Annotated in this window: 16 protein-coding genes; 12 read left to right on the forward strand and 4 right to left on the reverse strand. The window is 40.8% G+C overall.

What is annotated here, in order from left to right:
• Nucleotides 1-19: 19 nt before the first annotated feature.
• From ACRWQL_RS02165 to ACRWQL_RS02180, 4 genes are all read right to left on the reverse strand, one after another.
• Complete coding sequence (locus ACRWQL_RS02165) at nt 20-2,263, reverse strand: bifunctional diguanylate cyclase/phosphodiesterase (protein ID WP_434952099.1); 2,244 nt, start codon at nt 2,261-2,263, stop codon at nt 20-22.
• 142 nt (nt 2,264-2,405) lie between these two features.
• Nucleotides 2,406-3,620, reverse strand: coding sequence for an RsmB/NOP family class I SAM-dependent RNA methyltransferase (locus tag ACRWQL_RS02170; RefSeq protein ID WP_434952101.1), 1,215 nt, complete (start codon nt 3,618-3,620; stop codon nt 2,406-2,408).
• A gap of 146 nt (nt 3,621-3,766) precedes the next feature.
• Complete coding sequence (locus ACRWQL_RS02175; RefSeq protein WP_434952103.1) at nt 3,767-5,035, reverse strand: sugar MFS transporter; 1,269 nt, start codon at nt 5,033-5,035, stop codon at nt 3,767-3,769.
• 107 nt (nt 5,036-5,142) lie between these two features.
• Complete coding sequence (locus ACRWQL_RS02180) at nt 5,143-6,783, reverse strand: alpha-glucosidase (RefSeq protein WP_434952105.1); 1,641 nt, start codon at nt 6,781-6,783, stop codon at nt 5,143-5,145.
• Between the two features lie 500 nt (nt 6,784-7,283).
• Between ACRWQL_RS02180 and ACRWQL_RS02185 the strand changes: the two genes are divergently transcribed.
• From ACRWQL_RS02185 to ACRWQL_RS02240, 12 genes are all read left to right on the forward strand, one after another.
• Nucleotides 7,284-10,007 (forward strand): TonB-dependent receptor, encoded by a 2,724-nt coding sequence (locus tag ACRWQL_RS02185; protein ID WP_434952107.1) that lies wholly within the window; start codon nt 7,284-7,286, stop codon nt 10,005-10,007.
• A gap of 81 nt (nt 10,008-10,088) precedes the next feature.
• Nucleotides 10,089-11,588 (forward strand): tryptophan halogenase family protein, encoded by a 1,500-nt coding sequence (locus ACRWQL_RS02190; RefSeq protein ID WP_434952109.1) that lies wholly within the window; start codon nt 10,089-10,091, stop codon nt 11,586-11,588.
• 261 nt (nt 11,589-11,849) lie between these two features.
• Nucleotides 11,850-13,808: a glycoside hydrolase family 13 protein gene (locus ACRWQL_RS02195; protein WP_434952111.1), complete on the forward strand. Its 1,959-nt coding sequence runs from the start codon at nt 11,850-11,852 to the stop codon at nt 13,806-13,808.
• Between the two features lie 62 nt (nt 13,809-13,870).
• Nucleotides 13,871-15,820: an alpha-amylase family glycosyl hydrolase gene (locus ACRWQL_RS02200; RefSeq protein WP_434952112.1), complete on the forward strand. Its 1,950-nt coding sequence runs from the start codon at nt 13,871-13,873 to the stop codon at nt 15,818-15,820.
• Between the two features lie 1,277 nt (nt 15,821-17,097).
• Entirely contained in the window at nt 17,098-17,961 is an 864-nt protein-coding gene (locus ACRWQL_RS02205) for a hypothetical protein (protein ID WP_434952114.1), read from the forward strand.
• A 708-nt stretch (nt 17,962-18,669) separates the two neighbouring features.
• Nucleotides 18,670-19,137, forward strand: coding sequence for an energy transducer TonB (locus ACRWQL_RS02210; RefSeq protein WP_434952115.1), 468 nt, complete (start codon nt 18,670-18,672; stop codon nt 19,135-19,137).
• A gap of 1,262 nt (nt 19,138-20,399) precedes the next feature.
• Nucleotides 20,400-20,996 (forward strand): tRNA (pseudouridine(54)-N(1))-methyltransferase TrmY, encoded by a 597-nt coding sequence (trmY, locus tag ACRWQL_RS02215; protein ID WP_434952116.1) that lies wholly within the window; start codon nt 20,400-20,402, stop codon nt 20,994-20,996.
• A gap of 587 nt (nt 20,997-21,583) precedes the next feature.
• Entirely contained in the window at nt 21,584-21,988 is a 405-nt protein-coding gene (mscL, locus tag ACRWQL_RS02220; RefSeq protein ID WP_434937522.1) for a large-conductance mechanosensitive channel protein MscL, read from the forward strand.
• A 345-nt stretch (nt 21,989-22,333) separates the two neighbouring features.
• A complete protein-coding gene (locus ACRWQL_RS02225; protein WP_434953448.1) occupies nt 22,334-23,509 on the forward strand; it encodes a porin in 1,176 nt (391 codons plus the stop codon).
• 211 nt (nt 23,510-23,720) lie between these two features.
• Nucleotides 23,721-24,203, forward strand: coding sequence for an FMN-binding protein (locus ACRWQL_RS02230; protein ID WP_434953449.1), 483 nt, complete (start codon nt 23,721-23,723; stop codon nt 24,201-24,203).
• 34 nt (nt 24,204-24,237) lie between these two features.
• On the forward strand, nt 24,238-25,086 hold the full coding sequence (locus ACRWQL_RS02235; protein WP_434952118.1) for a PepSY domain-containing protein: 849 nt from the start codon (nt 24,238-24,240) through the stop codon (nt 25,084-25,086).
• Nucleotides 25,087-25,434: 348 nt separating this feature from the next.
• Nucleotides 25,435-25,632, forward strand: a complete 198-nt coding sequence (locus tag ACRWQL_RS02240; RefSeq protein WP_434952120.1) for a CPXCG motif-containing cysteine-rich protein — start codon at nt 25,435-25,437, stop codon at nt 25,630-25,632.
• The last annotated feature ends 182 nt before the right edge of the window (nt 25,633-25,814 follow it).

Here is a 25,814-nt window from a genome sequence, read left to right on the forward strand (position 1 = left end):
AGTTAACTCACTTTTTACGTTAGTTTAAGAACATCAAATTAAGAAAATCGGCTTTAGGCATAGGCTTATAGAAAAAATAGCCCTGTACTGCGGGAATATTCAATTGATTGACAAAGTCTAACTGGCTCTGAGTTTCAACCCCTTCGGCAACAACAGTCAGATCAAGTGCATTACTCATGCTCACAATGGCCTCGACCAAAGCATTATGCCGAGAGTCTGTCTCAAGCTTTTGGATAAAAGACTTATCTATTTTTATTTGGTCAACGGGGAAATTAACTAAATATGACAATGATGAATAGCCTGTACCGAAGTCATCTATGGAAATTTGTATGCCTCTTTTACGTAATAGCGACAAAACCTCGCACACTTCAGATTGCTGTTTCATCATAAGTGATTCAGTAATTTCTAGGGTAATCATCTCATAAGGAAATACATCAATACTTAGTGTTTCAAGGACTGTATCAAAATACTGTAAAAATCGCTTTTGAAGATCCCCGGACCAGAACTCTAATGTCGAGACATTAATCGATATTGGTATGATTAGATTACGTTTTTTTAGCTCTATCGCGGTCATTACAGCTTGAGTTTTAACCCACTCGCCTATTTCAACAATTAAGCCTGATTGTTCTGCAATAGGGATAAACAGATCTGGGGAAATGAACTTACCGTCATGGCTCCAGCGCAGTAAGGCTTCGGCCTTAATTATTTTGCCACTAATAGGGTCCACAATCGGCTGATAATATAATTCAAATTCATTTTGGCTTATTGCTTTTTTCAAATAAAAATGCAGTTGCGCTGTGCGCTCAGCTTCTAATTGTATGTCCTGATTAAAAAATTGATAACAATTACGTCCGCTGGCCTTAGCATTGTACATCGCTTGGCTAGCACAATTTAACATGAGTTCTGCACTCGAAGCATCATTGGGGTATGTGGCAAATCCACTGCTAATACTCAAGCTCAGAAGTTCATTACTAATAGCTATTTCTTTACCTATTACAGCTTTAACTTGCTCAGCAAACACAGATAATTTTTCAATGGTTTGATTTCCAGGTAGCACGATCGCAAATTCATCTGCAGCAATTCGGCAAGGCAAGCTATTTTCAGGAATAATCTCGAGCAGACGCTTGCCTACTCGGCACAAAACTTCATCACCATTATCAGCACCCAAGGAATCATTAATTTGCTTAAAATGATCTAAATCTAGAATCATCAAACTGAACTGTGATTGGCCGTGTACGGCTGTGCTTTGATTAATTAAAATTTGTAATTTTTTGAATAAATATCTTCGATTCGCTAAGCCGGTAAGTTGATCATAATTATTTTGGAAGTCGATTAATTTTTCTGCTGTTTTTCTAGCGGAAATATCGGTAATCATCCAGGCATAACAATTTTGCTGGGTTAACGAATCGCGAATAACTGTAACAACCAGCTCAATATCGATAATATCGTCAACTGTTTTTAAGCCTTTTAATTCCCCTACCCACGAATGTCCACGATGAATAAATGTGAATAACTCATCAATAAGGTCTTGATCTGAAGACTGCAAATAAGCCTTAATATCAAAGGTTTTATTATTACAGTCATAAAGTGTGGTTGATTTAATAAAGCTAGGATTAGCGGATAATACCGCATTTTGCTCGTTAGTAATGACTAATGCTATTGGTAAATTTTCAAAAATTTTACTGCTTAAACGTTGTAAATGTAATCCTCGACTACGCTCAATAGCTAAGCTGGCTAATCTTGCTGCTTCTTGAATTAAATGTAAATCTTGCTCAGTGGGTGATTTTATCGTGTCGTAATACATGGCAAATGTACCGAGTATTCGATTGTCAGTATCAAAAATAGGTTCGGACCAGCATGCCCTTAACCCCGCTTTAAGAGGTAGAGATTTATAATCAATCCAATTAGGATCAGTTTCAATATCTTCGACTATTACTCTTTGCTGCAAATGTGCCGCGGTACCACATGAACCCACGTTAGGGCCAATTGCTACACCATTGATGGCATCATTATATTCGCTTGGAAGGTTAGGCGCTGCACCGGATAATAATCTTTTCCCATCATCACTGAGTAATAAGACTGATGCCCGGGTACCCACTTTTTGAGCTTCGATTAACAACACTAAGGAGTGTAAAATCTCACCCAATGAAACGCCTTCAAGCACCATGTTAAGAATAGTGCTATAGCGTTCAATACTGGACTTGTATTGTGCGGTTAATAATAACTCGGACACAAGGTTGGTATCTGGTTGACCTAAATCCATGCAACTCCAAACAGACAATAATTACAAGATAAAACACTCAACATGAGTACCCTATCAAGGGTATGCATTATATTAAATATGATCAACATTTGTTTCGAATTTATTGTTTTTTAGTAAAAGAATTTTACATTTTTACCTAACACTATTCTGAATCTCGGCTCATTCTGGCGATATAAAAACCATCAAAACCATGCTCTGAAACCAAAATAGATTCATCATCAATTAAACTAAAATGAGGGTTGTCTGCTAAAAAACGATCAACTTGATTGCGGTTTTCATCGGGCATAATTGAACATGTCGCATAAACCAACATGCCACCGACTTTGACCATACGGCTGTAGCTATCAATGATTTGTTTTTGCAGCTCAATTAATATCGGTAGACGTTCCGCGGTATCACGCCATTTTGAATCAGGATTACGCTTTAGGACCCCTAAACCTGAACAAGGCACGTCAAGTAATACTCGGTCTGCGGTCAGCTTTAGTCGTTTAATGGTTTTAGAGCTGGCAATAATGCGGGTTTCAACATTATGGGCACCCGCTCTTTTAGCACGAGTTTTAAGGTTATCAAGTTTCCACTGCTCAATATCCATCGCTAATAAGCGCCCTTTTCCTTGCATTTGTGCTGCTATATGTAATGTTTTGCCGCCAGCACCTGCGCAGGCATCTACTACGCGCATCCCAGGTTTAGCATCTACAGCAGCGGCAACTAATTGCGAGCCAGCGTCCTGTTGCTCAAATAACCCTTTTTGAAAGCAATCTGTTCTAAATAAGGCAGAATTAGATGTGACTTCAAGGGCGCTATCGACAGATTCAACTATTTGAGTATCAACACCTTCTTTGGCTAGCTTTTCCATCAATGTTTCACGATCGCACTTTAAGCCATTAACGCGAATATAACGCTTAGGGGCTTGCATTAATGCTGCACGTTCAGCAGGCCATTTTTCGCCTAACTGCGCATCGCCTAAAATATCTAACCATTCTGGGCAACCATCCCATAATGTCGGTATCGCTTTAGCCGCTTCAATGTTTGCTCTCAATGCCGCTTCATCAACTTGCAATGAATATTGCATTTTGGGTAAGGCTAAATCATGGAAAAGATGCCAACCATTAAGCAGTTTAGACCCTAAACGTTCAAATTCATCCTGTTCAATATCAACAATAAAGCAGTACAGATTTAATCGACGTAAGATATCTCCGGCAACCACAGTAATACGCGCTTGTTCAGCAGGTTCAAGCTGTAAACCAGAGAAGTTATGTGAATAGGCACGATCTAATGGCTTGCCCTGGTTTAGTACCATGGTTAACACATTTAACACCAGCTCAGAAGAACTGCCAGATAAGGAATAAGTCAGCATAACACTCTCAATTTAGACACAATGAAAAAACAGAAACACAATTGCGCCGATCATAGGTATTTACGCCACTGATAGCAATAAAAAAGCGACCTAAATGGTCGCTTTGGATAGTCATATGGCTTGTTGCCCAATGAATATAACCTAAATTACATTTTTGAGCCTTTTGCACCATAAAACAAGATAAACCCATAACATATCACGGGTAAAATAAACGCAGGTTGTAAGCCCATGCTGTCTGCCATCACGCCTTGTAATAATGGAATGATTGCACCGCCAACAATAGCCAAACATAAGATGCCTGAGCCCTGTGAAGTATGTGGGCCTAAATCACGTAACGCTAAACTGAAAATAGTCGGAAACATGATAGAGTTAAATAAGCCAACCGCTAAAATGGCCCACATGGCAAGCATGCCTTGCGTATTCATTGCCACCAATACTAAAGCCGCGGCCATTAATGAATTAAACGCTAGCACGGTTCCAGCAGGAATTTTTTGCATTACAGCCGAGCCAATAAAGCGCCCTATCATTGCTCCGCCCCAATAATAAGCAATATAGTTAGCGGCATCGGCTTCTTTTAATCCTGCAATGTTTTCTTCACCTAAAAAGCTGACTAAAAAGCTGCCAATTGCAACTTCTGCACCCACATAAACAAAAATACCCACAGCACCTAAAACAAGGTGTAGCGACTGAACTGCACTGGTTTTGCCATTGTGACTAATTTTGCCTGCGGCATCTGCTGGTTCATTATGTTCCACAATTTTTGGTAAGGTAATTTTTGCAAAAATAGCCGCGAGTAATGCCAACATACCGGCTAAAATAAGATAAGGTAATTTCACCACTTCAGCTTCTGCCTGAGCATGGCTTAAGTCACCGGTTGCACCTGAAGCAACAGATAAAATTAATACCGCACCAAAAAAGGGAGCCACCGTGGTACCGAGTGCATTAAATGCTTGAGTTAAATTTAATCGACTTGATGCGGTTTCAGCACTGCCTAATGCATTTACATAAGGGTTAGCTGCAACTTGTAAAATAGTAATGCCAGAAGCAAGTACAAATAAAGCACCTAAAAAAAGTCCATATACAGCAAGTGCCGCAGCAGGATAAAACAATAAACAACCGATACTGGCAATCACTAACCCAGTAACAATCCCTTTTTGATAACCCAGTTTCTTAACCAGCATACCTGCAGGCAGTGACACTAAAAAATAGGCACCAAAGAAGCAGAATTGAATTAACATCGCTTCAGCATAAGTCAGCGAAAATACCGATTTAAGATGGGGAATAAGAATATCGTTTAAGCAAGTGATAAACCCCCACATAAAAAACAATGAAGTTAATGAAACAAGTGCAAAGCGGAAGTTACCCTCACCACCCGATGCAGAAGTATTCGTTGAACCTGATATTGTTGAAGCCATAATTAAGGTCTCTTATCTATTGTTGTTATTGTGACACTTAAAGCGTGTTAAGTGCTGTTGTAAAATAAAACGCCATTAACAAAAAGGTTAACGACGTAATCTTGTCTTTATGATAAATCAGCAAAGAAACTGGCAAACGGCGGGAGTTTTATCTGATCAGAATCATCTACTTCTCCAGCTAACAGTCCATGCTCACTGTGGATATAACTTATTGTCAAGGAACTTAGCGCCAATGTCCCTAGATCGAAATAGGCAATTTCAGCGGTTAAATTAAATAACACCAGCATTGTTTTATCATCAATTTGTCGTTTAAAACCTAAGACTGCCGGCAATGTATCAATAAACTCAATATCCCCTTCTATTAATACAGTTTGCTTTTTTCGCCACGCTAAAAAATGACGGTAACTGTTCAATACTGAATATGGATCCATTTCCTGCACATCAACAGCTTGGTTGGCATGCTCCGCAGGAATAGGTAACCAAGGTTGCCCTTGAGAAAATCCAGCCTGAGTTGCAGTTTTACTCCAAGGCATCGGCGTTCTGCACCCATCGCGGCCTTTAAACATCGGCCAAAATGCAATGCCAAATGGGTCTTGAAGCTGTTCAAACTCAATTGGCGCTTCGGTTAAACCTAATTCTTCACCTTGATAACTGCAAATACTGCCTCGCAGCGAAAACAGCATACCATTGAGCATTTTAACTAAATCAGTATTGCTCTCGCCTTTACCCCAACGAGATGCCACACGTTGTACATCGTGATTCCCAATTGCCCAACAAGGCCAGCCATCACCAATGCTTGCTTCTAACTCTTCAACAGTTTGACGAATGTAGGCGGCACTAAAATCATCGGTTAACAGCTCAAAACTGTATGCCATGTGTAAGCGATCGTCACCTTGAGTGTATTCAGCCATAGTGGCTAATGAGTCTTCAGAAGACACTTCACCTAAGGTCACTGCGCCTGGGTAGCGGTTGATTAATGCACGTAACTCTTCGATAAAACCAACCGTTTGCGGGCGGGTATTATTATAGTAGTGATATTGGTAAGCATATGGATTGTCTTCACTAAAACCACGTCCCTGGCGCTGATCTTTTGGTTTAGCTGGGTTGTCTCGCAACTGTTCATCGTGATAGCAAAAGGTAATTGCATCTAAACGGAAACCGTCCACGCCTTTTTTAAGCCAAAATTCAACATTATCTAATACCGCTTGGCGTAAGTCGTCACAATGAAAGTTCAAGTCAGGCTGACTTTTTAAGAAGTTATGTAAATAATATTGCTGACGACGGGGCTCCCATTCCCAGGCACAACCACCAAAAATAGCTAACCAGTTATTCGGTGCGCTGCCATCATCTTTAGGATCAGCCCATGCATACCAGTCAGCTTTAGGGTTAGTTCTGCTTTGGCGACTTTCCTCAAACCATGCATGTTGATCAGAAGTATGGCTGAGTACCTGATCAATAATAATCTTGATGTTTAACCGATGGGCTTTATTAATCAGTTCGTCAAAATCAGCCATAGTGCCGAACATGGGGTCGATATCACGATAATCACTAATGTCGTAACCAAAGTCTTTCATTGGTGATTTAAAAAATGGCGAAATCCAAATGGCATCTACATTTAGACTAGAAATGTAGTCAAGTTTAGCTATGATCCCCTGTAAGTCACCCACGCCATCATCGTTCGAATCCATCAAACTACGTGGATAAACTTGGTAAATTATTCCGCCACGCCACCAGGTTACTTGACCCATAACATTCCCTCTAAATGATGTTTATCATCGACCCACTTTTTTAATGATGTTAAACACATGTTGCGACGTTATAACACGCCATCGTTATATTGTTGTGGCATTGAGGATACGTGAATAGGGAAATGAGGTTCAATAGACCTGCATACGTATGCATAAAAATACTTTAAAAACAATCCATTCTAAAATTGCGATATCACAAATGTATACATACACTTAACTCATATTAGTGACATCAAATTCAGGTTAGTAAAATGTAAATTCTGTACAACTTTATCACGGCAAAGCTTTTGAATACGTATGCATAATATTGTCGGTCAAACAATCCTAGGAGTAGTATCGTCACTGTTGTGCAACAATTTGGTCATAACTTCAGCACTTACTGCAGTCAATTAAGTATGCTGATACAAAAACACAATAAAGACTGTAACCAAAATCAAAAAGATTGCTAATACTTGAACTCGATATATCAAGGTTAAGCCGTCGTAAAAGGGGAACGATAAATGTTGCTATTTAAACCAAGCCTACTCACATTAGCGTTAGTCGCTGCAGGAGCAAGCATCAGTGCTTATGCGGCTGACGACGTGAATGCCGCAACCACTGCAGATGAAAATATCGAAGTGGTAAAAGTCACAGGTATTCGCCGCAGTTTACAAGAATCACAATCACTTAAGATGTCTTCATCTTCCATCGTAGAAGCTATTTCTGCTGAAGACATTGGTAAATTACCGGATGTTTCAATCGCTGAGTCACTAGCGCGTTTACCAGGTGTATCTGCACAGCGTCTTGATGGTCGTGCAAACGTTATCTCTATTCGCGGTATGGGCCCAGATTTCACCACGGCAACATTAAACGGACGCGAACAAGCCTCTGTTAATGATAACCGTGGTGTCGAGTTTGACCAATATCCATCAGAATTATTAAACCGAGTCGTTGTATACAAAACACCTGACGCCTCTGTGATGGCTCAAGCCATTGGTGGCACGGTTGACATGCAAACTATTAGCCCATTAGCACACGGCGAGCAAACTTTTGCTATCGGCTTACGTGGCGAAATGAACGACCTGGGCGCACTGAACAGCGGCTCTGAAGACAAAGGTTATCGCGGCAGTATCTCTTATATCGACCAATTTGCTGATGATACTATTGGTATTGCTTTAGGCTATGCGCGCATGCAATCGCCTAACCAGGAAGAGCGCTGGCAAGCATGGGGTTACCCAGAAAATGCTGCTGGTGATAGCGTATTAGGCGGCGCTAAGCCATTTGTACGTTCAAGTGAACTTGAGCGTGATGGTGTGCTAGCCGTTTTTGAATATGCACCAAATGACTTTTTCCATTCTGTGGTAGATGTTTACTACTCTAAATTTACCGATGACCAACGTTTACGCGGTATTGAAATTCCTGCTGCTTGGGGCGCTAACGGCGGTGTTGAAGCGACTAAAACTGAAGACGGTTTAGTCACTGAAGGCGTTATTCGTGGCGCAGAAGTTGTGGTGCGTAACGATGTCAACAAGCGTGATGCTGAATCATTGTCAATTGGCTGGAATAACAAATTCCAAGTTAATAACAATTGGTCTGTTGAAGCCGACATTGGTTTGTCTAAAGCTGACCGTACCGACATTGGTATGGAAAGTTACAGTGGTACAGGCCGTGGCACTGGCGTTGGCGCAGTAGACGACTTAGGTTTTGTGAATAATGGCAATGGTGGTTATGAATTCAACCACAGCCTAAATTATGCTGATCCTAGCGTAATTAGACTGGGCGATTCACTTGGTTGGGGCAGCCCATTAGGCGCTAACACTCAAGATGGCTTTATTAACAAACCTGAAATTGAAGATGAGTTACAGTCTTTACGTCTAAGTGCTGAGTATGTTCTTGATGGCGGCGCTTTGCGCAGCATCGAATTTGGTGTGAACTACACTGAGCGTGACAAAACAAAATTAGACAAAGGTTACTACTTAACCCTTAAAGGTTATGACGGTACTGATCCTAATTATATGATGACAGTGCCAGATCAATACTTATTGTCACCAACATCACTTGGCTTCTTTGGTATGGGTGATGTACTCAGCTATGACTCATTAGCCTTCTATAATGACGGTAACTATACTGAAACTGACGTAGCAAATGTTGATTTATCACGTGCTACCAACTCTTGGGCAGTCAGTGAAGAAATTACCACTGCATACGTGATGGGTAATTTAGAAACTGAATTATTTGATATCCCAGTGACCGGTAACTTAGGTTTACAAGCGGTACAGTCTAAGCAAAGTTCTGACGGTACTGTGGCAACTGTTGCTGATGGCGAAGTCACCATGACGCCTCGAACTGCGGGCGATGATTATGTTGAATGGCTACCGAGTATCAACTTAGGTTTTGAAGTTGCTGATAGTCAGATGATCCGTTTTGCTGCTGCGCGTACACTAACTCGCTCTCGCATGGATCAAATGAATGCTAACGTTAACTTTAGCTACAATGAAAATCCAAATGACGGTATTAACTGGTCTGGTGGTGCAGGTAACCCTGAACTACGTCCATGGTTAGCCCGCCAGTTTGATATAAGTTACGAGAACTACTTTAGTGATCAAGGTTACTTTGCAGTAGCAGCATTCTACAAAGACTTAGAAAACTTCGTATACAATCAGCAAGCTGTATTTGATTTCAGTACAATTTTACCGCAAAACCCAGGCGACAACCCACTAGGCGTTGTATCGCAACCACAAAATGGTGACGGCGGTTATGTACAAGGTATCGAAGCTACATTCTCTTTAGATTTTGGCTTATTTGCTGATTCACTAACGGGTTTTGGTACAGTGCTTAGCGGTGCTTACAACGACTCTGAAGTAAAAGAAACCGCTGAAAGTGATCCAACGGCACTGCCTGGTTTATCTGAAAAAACATTCAGCGCAACGGTTTACTATGAAAACTCAGGCTTTGAAGCCCGTGTTAGCTCACGTTACCGCAGCGACTTCTTAGGTGAAGTCACGGCTATCAGTTTGACTCGTCAAAATGTTAACGTTAAAGCTGAAACCGTGGTTGATGCGCAAGTGGGTTATGACTTTACTGAAAGTGGAATTGATGCCTTATACGGCCTATCAGTAGTACTTCAGGTGAACAACTTAACCAACGAGCCATTCACTTCATATACTGGTGATGATGCGCGTCATGTACGTGACTATCAAAACTACGGTCGCAATTTCATGTTAGGTGCGAACTACAAGTTCTAATCTAGCGGCGACAAAAAAGCCTCTGTAACCTGTTACAGGGGCTTTTTTACTTTATAGGTAATATTACATAAGGCGATTACTATGAATAACAACAAAATCAACAACATTGTAATTGTAGGCGGCGGTACATCGGGTTGGATGACAGCGGCCATGCTCACTCGGCTTTTTAAGTCACAGCTCAACATCACCTTAATTGAATCAGAGGACATTGGCACCATAGGCGTTGGTGAAGCGACAATTCCTCCGCTGCAAATTTTTAATAGTGTGCTGGGCATTAAAGAAACTGATTTTATTAAACACACCCAAGCCACCTTTAAATTGGGTATTGAATTTGAAAACTGGGGCAAGCAACAACAAAGTTATATGCATGCCTTTGGCGACATAGGTAAAGACATTGGCTTTACTCAATTTCATCATTACTGGCTAAAATCAAACCCGTTAGACAATAGCGACTTTTGGCAATACTCACTCAATTATCAGGCAGCTAAGGCCAATAAATTTACCGTCATGGACAAGGTTGCAGGCTCACCACTTGCCGGTATTACCCATGCCTATCATTTCGATGCCGGTCTTTACGCCTCATTCCTGCGCCAATACAGCGAAAACCTCAACGTTAAACGGATTGAAGGATTAATTACCTCAACTCAATTGACCCCAAACGGTAATATTGAATCGGTCACATTAGAGGGTAATCAGTTTATTCGCGGCGACTTTTTTATCGATTGTTCTGGTTTTGCCGCACTACTTATTGAAAAACAATTGCAGGTTGGCTTTGAAAATTGGCAGCATTGGTTACCCTGCGACAGTGCTTATGCGGTGCAATGTGAACGCACAGCAACAATCACCCCTTATACACGCTCAATTGCCCATGATGCAGGCTGGCAATGGCGTATCCCATTACAAACCCGTACAGGTAATGGCTTGGTTTATTGCAGTAAATTTATCTCCGATGACGATGCCAAAGCACTGTTATTGAACAATCTTGATGCTAAACCATTAACCGAACCCAGAAAGATTAACTTTAAAACCGGCCGACGTGAAAAGCAGTGGCACAAGAACTGTGTCGCTATTGGGCTATCAAGTGGATTTTTAGAGCCGCTGGAATCCACCAGCCTGCATTTGGTTCAATCAGCCATTATTAGGTTAACAAAGCTATTTCCCCACAATGGCGTTCAACAAGCCAATATTGATGAGTTTAACCGCCAGTCACAGACGGAATTTGAGCAAATTCGTGACTTTATCATTCTGCATTACCATCTGAATCAACGTGCAAATAATCGCGGTGAAGAGGCTGATTTATGGCAACAATGCCGCGAAATGGCCATCCCTGAATCACTGCAACGCAAAATAGATTTATTTACCGCAACCGGCACAGTGACCCGCCATCAAGATGAGCTATTTACCGAAGCTGCTTGGGTTCAAGTGATGCTAGGTCAAGGTATTATGCCTAAAGACTTCAACCCACTGGCCAATAGTATTCAAGACCATGACTTGCAAGAGTTTCTGACTAATGTCAAAACCATCATAGGTCGAACTGTTGATGCAATGCCTGAACATGAGCATTTTATTAACAAGCTGTAAATAATGAGCAAAAAATTGTTGATTACAAAAATAACTAACCTCAACTCGAGTTAAGAGATGGGCTCAATAAGCTGAATTCAACAGATTTAGCTTATTTTTTAGCAAACTTGCTATTTGTTTTGAAAACAAGGCGCATTAACACGTCAATAGCTGGCCTATTGCACGTTAATGAAACGCAGTTAGCAAGACAAAGGGCTGTTTGGTAAGCGTTTATTATCCCGAGCTGAAGTTAACTAAAGACTAAATTTAATAAGGTACCCCATGGAATTAACTCGACACCAGCAGGCTTATTCTCTTATCACTGGCTTATTATTCAGTGCCACTGTGTTGTTCAGCGCTCATACTTTTGCAGACATCAGTCCAATAAAAATTGAATCGTTCAAAGTGGAGCCCGAGTCCTGGTGGGCTGGCATGCACAATAGCCAATTACAACTATTAGTGTACGGCAAAAACATAAGCCAATTTGACGTAAAGCTTATTCACGCCATCGATATAAACTTAGTCGATGTTAATGCCTCACAAAGCCAACATCACTTATTTATCAACTTAGATTTGACCAATGCACCGCCACAAACCTTAACGATTGGGCTTTATGATAATAATACGCTCATACGAAGCATTGAATACCCTATTTTAGCGCGAGAGAAAGAGTCTAAAAACCGTCAAGGTTTTAGCAATAAAGATGTAATTTACCTCATTACACCCGACCGTTTTGTTAACGGCAATTCGGAAAATGATAACCACCCTGACATGCTTGAACAGGTTAATCGAGCCGATAAAGATGGTCGCCATGGTGGTGACATTATGGGTATTCGTAAAGCACTGCCCTACTTGAAAGATTTAGGCGTCACCCAGCTTTGGATCAACCCACTACTTGAAAATAATCAACCGCAGTATTCTTATCACGGCTATTCTGCCACCAACTTTTACAAAATTGATCCACGCTTTGGCAGTAATGAAGAATATAAATCCTTAGTAGAAGAAGCCAACATTTTTGGCATTGGCATCATTAAAGATGTGGTGGTTAATCATATGGGTTCTGGCCATCAATGGATGAAGCCTAATGGCCTAGGTTTTCCCACCTCAAGCTGGATTAACGGCCAAGCTAAATGGCAGCAAGATGCTAAAAATATCACTTATACTAGCCACAGACGCACCACAGTACAAGACCCTTATGCAGTAGCATTAGACACCGCAGAGTTTGAACACGGCTGGTTTACCGACACTATGCCAGATCTGGATCAGCGCGATCCCTATTTAGCTACCTATTTAATTCAAAACAGTATTTGGTGGGTGGAATATGCAGGCCTTAGCGGTATTCGTGAAGACACCTACTCCTACGCCGACAAAGCTTTTTTGGCAAAGTGGTCTAAAGCGGTAATGGATGAATATCCTAACTTTAATATCGTCGGTGAAGAATGGACCGCCAACCCCATCACGGTCAGTTATTGGCAAGCAGGCAAAAACAATAAAGACGGTTATCAATCATATTCACCAAGCATGATGGATTTCCCTTTGTATGAAAAAATCATTTCAAGTTTAAACGAAAAAGAAGATTGGGGGACTGGGTTAATTAACTTATATGAAATGCTCGCCAATGATGTGGTTTATGCCAACCCAACAAAGTTGGTGTTATTTGAGGGTAATCATGACACTAATCGTTTATACAGCTTGTTAAATGAAGACATGGCGTTATACAAAATGGCCATGGCCTACGTGCTAACCAGTAACCGTATTCCACAAATTTTTTATGGTACTGAAGTGGCGATGACCAGCCCCACAAAAGACCGCAATGATGGCGCGGTTCGGGCTGATTTTCCAGGTGGTTGGAATGGTGATAACCGCAGCGTGTTAGAAAATACCAATCTCACCGCCACTCAAGTTGATGCACTTAACTTTACGCGAACATTGCTCAATTACCGTAAGCAGTCTGAAGCGATTACGGCAGGTAAACTCACTCATTATGCGCCCCAAGAGGGCGTTTATGTGCAATTTAGGCAAGCCGAAGATGAAACGTTAATGATCATTTATAACAAAAATGAGCAAGTGGTTGAATTAGAGTTAGCTCGATTTCAGTCAAGTATTACCGGTAATGAACCGAGTGCAGAACCTATCATCGTCAAAGATATTCTGACATCACAATCGTATTCATTAGAACAAAGCCTTAAATTAACGCAAAAAGGCGTCACCATTCTGCTACTTTCCAGTAGACAACATTAATCGTGACTGACACATGCCAGCATTTAAAATTAATAAATACGTTAACCAATAAGAATCCTAATATGAATTTAACGCCATTACCCTTAACTCTGTCTCGTGTATCCACTTTACTCATCCTCAGTGGTTGCTTAACGGCTTGCTCTGGTGACAAGCCTTCTGCAACAGGATCTATTATTGATACCACATCAGCACAAAATCAAAGTGCTGACATTGCCGCTGAACTGCCCCATAAAGCAGTGGTTTATCAAGTGTTCACCCGCCTATATGGCAATACCAACACAACCAACAAGCCTTGGGGTACTCTTGACGAAAACGGCGTGGGTAAATTCAGCGACTTCACCGATGTGGCATTACAAGACATTAAGTCGTTAGGCACAACCCATGTTTGGTATACAGGCGTTCCCCACCACGGCGTCATTAATGACTACACTGCAATAGGGATAGCAAACGATGACCCTGACGTAGTCAAAGGCCGTGCGGGATCACCTTACGCAGTAAAAGATTATTACAATGTTAATCCTGATCTAGCCGATGACCCAGCCAACCGTTTAGCCGAGTTTGAATCGCTCATTGCCCGCACCCATCAGCAAGGTATGAAGGTCATTATCGATATTGTACCCAACCATGTGGCGCGTAATTATCAATCTTTATCCTCGCCCGCAGGTGTAGAAGATTTTGGCGCTCAAGATGATAAAACTCAAACCTACAGTAAAAATAACAACTTCTATTATGTCGTTGGCGAAAATTTTCAAGTCCCTGACCCAGCCAATGGATATAAACCATTAAATGGCGAAGTCAATCCACTGAGTGACAGCTTATTCAAAGAGTCTCCCGCCAAATGGACGGGTAATGGCTCGCGATTAGCCAAACCGGACGCTAATGACTGGTATGAAACAGTCAAAATTAATTATGGTGTTAAGCCCGATGGCAGCCATGACTTCCCTGCCTTGCCTAATGGCTTTGACACAAAATCAGCTGCTGAACATTATCTGTTCTGGCAGTCGCAACCCAATAAGGACATTCCAGACTCATGGCGTCAGTTTGAGCACATCACTCAATATTGGTTAGCTAAAGGGGTTGATGGTTTTCGTTACGATATGGCCGAAATGGTGCCCGTAGAATTTTGGAGCTACCTCAACAGTCACATTAAACACACCAAACCCGATGCGTTTTTACTCGCCGAGGTGTATAACCCAAGTCTTTATCGCGCCTATATTCAACAAGGCAAAATGGACTATCTGTACGATAAAGTCGATTTATACGATACCCTCAAAAACATCATTCAAGACAAGGCTAGTACCGCACAAATTGCTATCGACCAGGCAAAAGTCGCCGACATTGAAGCCCATATGCTGCACTTTTTAGAAAACCACGATGAACAGCGGATTAACACTACTGACTTTGCGGGTTCAGCAGAAGCAGCCTTACCGGCTATGGTGGTTTCAACCCTAATCAGCCGCTCCCCCACTTTGCTTTACTTCGGCCAGGATGTTGGCGAACAAGGCGCTGAACATGCAGGCTTTGGTCAGCCAACTCGCACCAGTATTTTTGATTACATTGGCGTGCCAGCACACCAACGTTGGATGAATAACGGTAAATTTGATGGTGGACAATCAACTGTTCAAGAAAAAGCCCTGCGTCACTATTATCAACGCTTGTTAAATCTAAGCCACAGCGCACCCGCATTAAAAGGTGAATATCAAGAGTTAGACACCTATCAGCGTCAGCTTAACGTGGCCGGATATGACGATAAAGTTTTTGCGTTTAGTCGCTATAATGCCCAGCAACAATTAATTATTGCCAGTAACTTTAGTCAGCATGAAGCCAAGCAGTTTAGCCTTGTGTTACCGCAAACATTAATCAAAGCATGGCAAGTCAGTGAAAATAGATCATTAGCCGATTTACTCACAACACCACAAACACCCTATTCATTTACAATACAGGCTGACGGCAGCGCGCTAGTCGATATCACCCTTCAACCACTGCAATCTGTGATACTTGATCTTAAGTAACGATATGGCCTAACCATAACTTCCGCCCCTTAGAAATATTCTAGGGCGGGCGTTGTGCTTTGATATTAAAGTTTGATAAATCATAATAAAGGTTGACCATTTATATTATGGTTTGATAATTTTTGGCATTGCTTGCAGGCAGAAACGGGTTAGGAGTAACACATTTTTGCCCCAAGGTTTGTTGGAATATGGCCTGCGGCCACTATGAACATGAAGCTTCGCTCATAGTAAAGAATGTATCGTGAAGTTCATCTTTATATTTTCAGCAGAACATTCACTCACCGACACGCTGCATTCTATTGAAATAAAAAAGTCCTTGTAGCTCAGCCGACCCATCCATGGGTCGGATGGTCGGCTCGCAAATCACCATAATGAACCTTTCCAGTGTTTTCTTAACCTTCTGGTTTTTAAAGATTAAGTAGAATAAGATTATTTTTAACACTGACTTGGTTTTGCCCCAAGGTTTGTTTGGAAATATGGCCTGCGGCCACTAACGTCGTGGCGCTTCACCCACACCAGACCAAAAGGGTATCAACAGCAATACCCTCTTGGATCACCCTCCTGCCCCTGACGAAAAATGCTGAAAAGCGCATAATTTTCGATGGGGATCGATCCAGCTTTCAACTTCATCTGTATCCGGCTTCGGCCATTGTCGAAAAGCCCTAACGCTTCCGATGAGCCGTCCCTGGCCCAACGAAAGCTAGCGTGGCATCCATGCCAAGCTCACGGCCTTTTCTCGATGACCTCAATTCACATTTAGTCTAAAAGGTTTTGTGTCTGTTAATTACGAATATGGTCAAATCGAAGATGCGGAAATTTCGGGTGTAAGCACTGCGGTGACAGTTCATTACAAGGTCAATCTTTCAGGTATGAGCTTGCAGCGTACACATTCGAGCTTGCACATAAGCCTCACAGGCAATAGGTTAGATCAAAGTAATGGTCTTCCATAACTCAGCAAAGATAAATGAATTATAACGTTAGTTCCCGTAACTCGTTTCTGCCCCTAAACGTGACAGGGCAAAGAACTATCAAATAATCGAAGATTAATCTAATGTAAGAAACATAAAAAGTGTCTATAAGTCTCAGACCTTAACTGTTCTGAGCAATTTCTATCCAAAGGCACTTTGTAAGGAGGGATACTTGTTTAACGGCAATCCCGTTATTTACTCCCAGATGCCAACCAAAAGTATCGATATTGATGAAATTTTAATTATCATTTTTTACGTAACTTTCTTTATGATTTATTAACATTTATTGATTTTATTATAGGAACTCAAATGAAGAGAAAAACCACACTTTTTTTAATATCTGTATCTAGTTCTTTGATTCTGGGACTATGGTTGGGTGCTTGGTATATAGGGATACAACCGAATATATTAAAAAATTTTACAAATCAACCAATAGCAGATTTGTTTAGCAGTATTAATGCTCTTTTTGCCGGTTTTGCATTTTGTGGGGTAATTCTTACTGTTTATTTGCAAATTCAAGAGCTTCAAGATACTAGAGTTGTTCTAGATGAAACCGCCAAAGCAAATAAAATGACTGCGGATTATGCAAAAGAAAATGTAATTGTTGAGCTATTCAGGACATATTGTAGTGAATATTTTCAAGAAGTTAAAAATTCTTCAATGAACGTCTTAATTCCGGCTGTTGCAAGTAAAGAATACTTTGATTTCTTAGTGTCAAGATTTTTTGTCGCAGAACAAAAACATCTTAACGTAATCTCATGGGAACGTATAAAAGAAGTAAGCCATTATAAAAGTTATGATGAATTCAAAGTTGGTGAGCAGCATGATCGGTACAAGCTTGATGAATTGATAAATTTTTTTACTATATTGGCCTATCAGAAAGATGCTATTGATGTAATTGGGCGTTGCGATTTTTCTTATTCATGGTGGCGACCAATGTTCTGGATGATAGCTATAGCACAGGATTCTAGATATCACAGTAATGAGGCTATAAAATTTTATGGGACAAAGCCCTATTTTAAAGAAGTTGTGAAAAGGCTTGATGTAGCTTATGGCCTAAATCCGATTGATAATATTCAAGAAATGATTAGCTTGATAAAAGATCACCCTAAGCTGAACAAGCAATATAACCTTGATCCAAACCATCTAGAACTCAATAGTTGGAAGGTTTAGATATTAATCGCGTGTTAAGCAGATCACCCCAGGTAAGAGCATGGACAGTCTGACTGTCTTTGCACTACAGCATCATTTGCGGTGGCCATTAGATTACGTGGTTCCGTCGTCTTGTACCCTTGCTTCGCGGGCTGACCTTGCCAACTCACCTTTAGCCTACGCCTCATATGATGTTCTTGTTCATCAGCTCGCATTCTTAATCAGTAAAAAGGCTAGCGGCTTCCTCCAGACCAAACCTTGCGATTAAGCCCTTGCCATTCGCTAGTAGTTAACGTTTAATAACAATATGTTATTTAAACGGTGATCTTCCTACAGAGGACTTTCACCTCATTAGTTCATGCCCATGCTGGGCGTACACAAGCTGTTAAACAAGGACAAAAAACAGGGCGTTGAACTAAGCCGCTGCGCGGAGCCAAATCAAGCTTCAATTGACTGTATTACTCGTATTGAATCAGCTAGACTTAAAAAAGATGTGATGGAACACCACAATGACAAGGGAATTTCAATGAAACACGTACAAATCAAGTCACATAATCAGTTCAAAACTGCTCTATAGCCCAGAGCCAGCATCAAAAAAAGCAAATTCCTATAGCATAAAGCGTACCAATTGACCTGGACTCTGCATAGGCCAAGCCCAACAAGCGACTTATGCCATGCAAACAGCGCAACGCATAAATACTAAAACGTTATAAATAAAAGGAGATTTCGGTGATAAAAAATTATTTAGGTTTTCTAATAATCACACTTATGGCTAGTGGGTGCGCATCTACAAAAGCAGAAAATGAATATACAAATTTGCCTGTAACTCAAAACGAATTAAAGTCCTCTAAGTGGGCTGAGCTTGTTAGATTCCCTGCTCGGTATCCAGAAAGTGCAGTCATGAATTCTATTGAGGGCTGTGTAACGGTCGAATACGTAGTAACACCACAAAATGAAGTTAAAGATATAAAAGTGATTACTACAACAGAAAAGGAATTTGGATTAGCAGCAGCCAAAGTGGTTAAAAGCTGGAAGTGGTCAGATTTACCCAAAGGCATCATTACGCAAGCAGTAAAAACACAAACTAGATTTGATTTTTGCTTTGATAAGCAAAATCAAAGCTGCACTACTATTAAACCAAAATATTCATGTCCAAGTGATGATATAATCTATTCCACAGGCATGCGCATAAATTAAGTGGCTTCTTTATTTATAACAAGCAAAGGCAAGGCGACGCTTACCGCGCGCTTGCTTTGAGCGTTTTATGTGTCATAAGGAGTCGGCATTTTACTTTTCACATTTGGCATCATAATCTATTTTTTTTCGTGTATTTATATAGCTAAAGCAAATGTAGCAATACGAAAAACTATTAGAGGAAAAATCATTTTAGAGTGTATCGCATGGATTACTTTTATTGTGCTTTATATACCTTACTCATTTTTCTTTCCCGCATGGCTTAGTGAGTATTTTGCTATTTGGGAGCGTACTCCAAATTTAACTGCATTTATGTTAATTTTTGGTATGGTAGTTTCAGTAATTGGTTTGTTTAAAGCTGGGCGTATAAATGCCACATAACGTTCAAACGGACAAAAGTAAGTTAACCCTGTTTTTATGCAGTCCTTCCGCACAGCGATCAATGAAACTAAATCGAAGAGGCAAAAATTCAGGTGCTGATGAGCCAGCGAGTATCCAAAACATGGATGTTTTGGTTAAGACCACATGGATGTGCTTGCGGCGTCTCGCTGGATCATTTGTACATGGAATCACCTTTTAAGCTAATTTTTGTCCAAAAAGTGAGTTAACTTTTCCGATTTAGCTTTTGCCACTGCTACCAATGAAGTTACATCGAAGAGACAAAGATTCAGGTGCAGATGAGTCAGCGAGTATTCAAAACAGGGCGAAGTTTCACTAAGTGAAACATTTCTGAGCGAGAGGCATGGATGCCGAACTGGCTGTTTAACATGGATGTTATTGGTTTTGGTTAAGCCCACATGGAAGTGCTTGCGGCGTCTCGCTGGATCATTTGCACATGGAGTCATCCTTTTAAGCCCATGACAATTTAATTGAGCTTAAATTTAGTCGGCTCAGGGCAAATTTTTATAAAATGAAACCTTTCAACCCGTTTTTCCAAAAGCGAGTTTAAAAATGATCGGTAATCCCCCTAAAAAACAACGATGTTGTTTCGTCTCCCTTTAATGTAAACACTTGGCACCCGTAAACCAAAACAGCCGTCAGTAACACTGCTCAAATATATCGGTTAATGACATTGGGTTGTGTTGATTATTAGCGTTACAGCTTCATGTAAAGCTGAGATAATGGTTAAACACGCATTCGTTGATTGATTATCTTTCAGTGGCACACATTTACCGCGTATCCAGCTGTTGCTTAATTAAAGTCATTATTTAGTGAAGTTATTTTAAATTAAACAGGGTTACGTTTTTATTTCAACAGGACTTTTCATGCGCGCCTTTGTATTACGAGCCAGAGCGGCTCCCGTCGACAGTAAACTTTTTTTAGCAGGTATTGGCCAAGAAGCCCATACAGAAATTTTAGCCCATGTGCTAATGAACACTATTTTTGTAGCACAATCGTACCGTGATGATGTTGTGGTGTATTTGGTGCTTGAAAGCACTAATGACTTTTCCCGCACCATCAGTTTTACCTCAAGCGAACTGCGCAATATTGGCGGCTTTCACGAACAAAACCTCACCGCTAAAATCGCCAAAGCGTTAGATGCATCAAAAGGCATGACTAAAGAGCAATCACGTGATGTTGAAGCAGGCATTACGGTGCGTACTGTCAGTTTTGAAAAATTAATCCAAGAGTTAGCTGAACATTATCAGCTGTATATGTTGGAGAAAAAAGGCACCCCAGTTCGGGAAGTCGAGTTTGCTCATAATGCGTGTTTTTTGCTAACCGACCATATTCCTATGCCGAAAAAGAGCTTTAATAGCTTGAAGCGTCTTGGTACTCAACATATCAATTTAGGCCCTAAAATGCTGTTTGCATCTCAGTGTGTGTTATTAATTCACAATGAGTTAGACATGAGATTGTAATGGATATTGGCTAAGGCAGAAATCTTGTTATGCCATATTCAATGACTTGCCGTAGGGATATTTTGCATGACAACAATGTCCTGTTAGCATAACGGTGACACCGCTATGATTAGTCCACAACCACCATCAAATGGTGGTTTTTTATTTCTTAATAAACATCTACAAGGGCTTTCTAAAATATTCCTTCCACCGCCAAATGTACCAGCTGCATTTTTATAAAAACAAATCATATCCTCAGATAAAAATTAACATACAGGTTTCAGATTAACTTACTCTCATAGAGCCGTGAGGTAATACGCTGCGCCATGCCAGAGCACGCTTTACCGGCCTTGTAAGAGTCGCTGGCGAGTGCCCTATTTATCATCACAGCAATACAAAAGATATTCGCCGCCTTTTAAAAGGCGCTATCAGAACAGAGGCTTAGCCGACGTTGCCTATAAAAAACGACCATAAAAAATATATTTCTCTAGTCTTTTATGTGATGTGAAAGTTACCGACTAAAATTAACGTGGTATAGACACTGCCCTATAAGTCATCTGTACCTTACAAATCACATAATCGATTTTCAGCTATAAAGGAATAGTACGATGAGCATGATGAAAGAATTTAAAGATTTTGCGGTAAAAGGCAATGTAGTTGATATGGCTGTTGGTATTGTCATAGGCGCGTCTTTTGGCAAGATAGTCACTGCATTAGTTGCGGGGGTTATTATGCCTCCGATAGGCGTGTTATTAGGTGGAGTAAATTTTACTGATTTAGCCATTGTGGTAAAAGATGCGGTTGGTGATGCGCCAGCTGTGGTGATAAGTTATGGGGCTTTTATCCAAACCGTTATTGATTTTACTCTCATTGCATTGGCAATATTTGTGATTGTAAAAGGCATTAACAAATTAAAGAAAAAAGAACAGGCAGCGCCTAAAGCACCACCAGCCCCCACTGCACAGGAAATATTACTAACGGAAATACGCGATTTATTAAAAGCTAAATCATGATGATTCCTGCTAGCTAAAAATGATCGCAATCGATGCCACCCCTTTGATTTTTACATTGTTAAGCATTGTAAAATAGCGCTCATTGCAAGCTCCCTCTTTACGGAAAAAGGTGGCTAATACTGATTAGCCACTGAAATTTAATCGAGTTAAGGTCATCTATTTTTCTGTGAACCAAATTGACTTGATATTGTCATCAAAAGCAGAATTTTATCTTATTGTTAATATTACATTATTCATATAAATGTGATCTTAAATATAATTCCAAATACGAATAGTTTGCATTATTCATATCAATTGGTAGAATCCGTGTAATTTCCACTTTTACTATTAATTGAGATGAAAATGATGAAGAAAACATTACTTGCTACAGCATTATTGGGCATGTTTGCAAGCCACTCTGCCGTTGCGTCACAGGAGACTCAAGAGCTACGTAAAATTATTGAACAGCAGCAAAAAGTATTAAAAGATTTAGAAAAACGCCTTGAACAGACAGAACAACGTGTGGAAAAAACCGCTGATGTTGTTGAATCTACTGCATCAAGCAAATCTGCCACCACTATCGGTGGTTATGGTGAATTGCACTACAACAACATCTCTAACAATCTGAATAACACAGATAAGAAAGAATTCGATTTCCACCGTTTCGTATTATTTGTGGGTCATGAATTTAACAGCACAACACGTTTCTTCTCTGAATTAGAAGTTGAGCATTCAATTGCTGGTGAAGGCAAAAAAGGCGAAGTGGAATTAGAGCAAGCTTATATCGAACATGACTTTAATAACATGTTCACCGGTAAAGCGGGTCTATTCCTGATGCCAGTGGGTATCATCAACGAAACTCACGAACCGACAACTTTTTACGGTGTTGAGCGTAACCCTGTTGAAAAAGACATCATCCCAGCAACGTGGTGGGAAGGTGGTCTTAACTTAAATATTAAAGCGGCTCCTGGCATTGCGTTTGATACCGCTGTGACTTCAGGTCTTTATCTAAGCCAAGATTCAGGTTATAAAATCCGTAACGGTCGCCAAAAAGTCTCTGAAGCCAAAGGCGAAGATTTAGCTTATACCGGCCGTGTTAAGTACACTGCGGTGCCAGGTCTTGAGCTTGCAGCGACGGTACAATATCAATCAGATTTAACCCAGGGTGAAGCCGGCGTTGATACTGCATCAGCGACATTAATGACAGCTCATGCTATCTACAACATCGAAAACTTCTCTGTTAAAGCGCTTTACGCTCAGTGGGATATCGATGGTAAAGAAGCTGAAACCTTAGGCCGTGATAAGCAAAACGGTTTCTACATCGAGCCTTCTTATCGCATTAATGACCAATTTGGCGTATTCGCTCGTTACAACGAGTGGGACAACAATGCGGGCGACGATGCAGACACTAAGAAAAAGCAAACTAACGTAGGTATTAACTACTGGTTACATGAAAACGTAGTCTTTAAAGCAGACTATGAAAACATCGGCGGCGCCGCTGATTCAGACGGCTTTAACTTAGGCGTTGGCTATCAATTCTAAGTAATTGAGTCTGCGGATATAAGCCTTTGGGCTTAATCACATAAAACACTTGGGGTGGCTATCATTTTTTCAGTATGATAGGCACCTTTGTTTTATGTGCCTTTTTTTCAATAGTGCCTAATTAAACCGATTCTAATTAGTCGACCCTAACTAAGAGCTCCATTGATTTATGAGATTACTTTACTGCATCGTACTTGGTATCAGTTTATTAATGCCTCAGGCTCAGGCCGAAACCACTCAATATTTATCTTCTCAGGATTTTATCAAACAGGCTTTTGCAGGCGAATTACCTAAAGCTAAAGTATTTTGGCTTGATGATGAAGCCAAAGCGGCTATCGAAGATATTTTATCCCACAGTTTTAATAAAATGCGGGTGCGTTATTGGCAAAAAGATGACGCCAGTGTGTGGATTTTGGATGAAATTGGTAAAGAAGCCCTGATAACGGTAGGCATTCACGTCAAGGCTGCTGAGATAACTCAGACAAAAGTGCTGGTTTACCGTGAAAGCCGCGGCGATGAGGTGCGCCATGATTTTTTTACCGACCAATTTAAGGCTGCCAAGCTTAAAGCTGATAATAAGCTCGACAGGCATATTGATGGCATTACTGGGGCAACCTTGTCTGTGCGCGCCTTAACCAAATTATCCCGTATTGCACTGTGGCTCGATGCCCATGTTAATAACGCTGAGGATTAGTCCATAGCAATGACAGATATGACGAGCAAAGATAATGACAAAAAGTAGACGCCCAAACCAACAACTGAGGCGCCAAGGGATTAAATATCAAATCCTCAGAGCACTGCGTCCTTGGCATCGTCGACTCGGTCTATTCAGTGGCTTGTTTATTCTATTATTAGCCCTCACAGGTGTGGCCATTAATCATAGCCAAGACTTCAACTTAGATACAGCCAAGGTAAAACAAGCTTGGTTGCTGGACTATTACGGCATCAATGTACCGCAACAAATAACGGTATTTTGCCTTGATTCGATTACAGGATCTGCTTCTGACGCCAATGTGACCGCTAATGCGGCATCGCCTTCCCAATGTAAAGGATTAGTGGCGGCTACAGACCGCCAACTCTGGCTGAAAGACAAACTTATTCTGGAAAGTCAGTTACCAATAATTGGTGCTACACAGGTTGGAAACTCCCTGGTGGCCGTTGATGCTAAGCATGTGTATTTGTTTTCAGCAGCAGGTGAGCTTTACGAAACCCAAGGCCCAAGTACCGGACTTCCACAGGGCATATTGGCTCTGGCTAATACTGATGCTGGAGTATGGATAAATACTGCTAAAGGGCTGTTTTTAAGTGATGTCGATTTACTGGAATGGTCGCCACAACCAGCCAATGCTGATTTTGCTTGGTTAGCCCCAATGGCTAAAAATGAATTAGTGCCATCACAATGGCAAACTATCGAGCTCAATGCCCGTAGTGTCCACTTAACCTGGGAGCGAGTCATGCTAGACTTACATAGTGGCCGATTATTTGGTGCGTTAACAATCTGGTTGTGGGATTTATTCGCCCTCGCCTTGTTGTTAGTTGCCAGCAGCGGTGTGTGGATTTGGGCAAAACAGCGCTAAAATCATCAACAATTGCCGTCTGTGTCCGAGTGCCCTACCCTATGATTCGTATGACTGCGTAAGCTTGATTAACGCTTTTAGCACCTGATTACTGCTCGCCATTTATGGTACTTAGCGATTTATATATCTTTAAACATTTAATGCCAGAATAAGTATTAAAATTGCCCCCTCTTCGAATAAAAAGATGATAAATTGAGTTACCACTACCAATATAAAATGATAAGTAACTAACGATAAGTAACAAATGAGAAGTAACTTAAGTGGCTGACATCAACATAAGAGTCATTTCACTAGACGTCAGATAATTACTTTACAGTCAAAATTTAGGCAATTCAGGAGCGCATAACATTGAACCAATTAACTGAGCAACTTATAGATTGTCCCTACTGTGGTGAAGCTATTGACATTCTGATTGATTCATCCGACATGGGGCAAGAGTACATTGAAGATTGCCAGGTGTGTTGTAAACCCATTAATTTCCGGGTTTCTGAAAGCGTTAATGGCGAACTGACGGTTAATGTTTATGGTGAAGACGAAGCTTACTAATTATTGATTAAATGGCGATAATTTCGGCCTAATCCCAAAGCAATTAAAGTTTTTAAAAGTTTATTAAATACATATAATTGATTGTGATCAAATACATACCACAGCCAGACTCGGTATCAACGCAATACCACCAATACTGGCTGTGAAACAATGATATCTAGTATACTAACCACAATTTAATA

This window comes from Shewanella sp. HL-SH4, assembly GCF_051164845.1.
GTDB lineage: Bacteria > Pseudomonadota > Gammaproteobacteria > Enterobacterales > Shewanellaceae > Shewanella > Shewanella glacialimarina.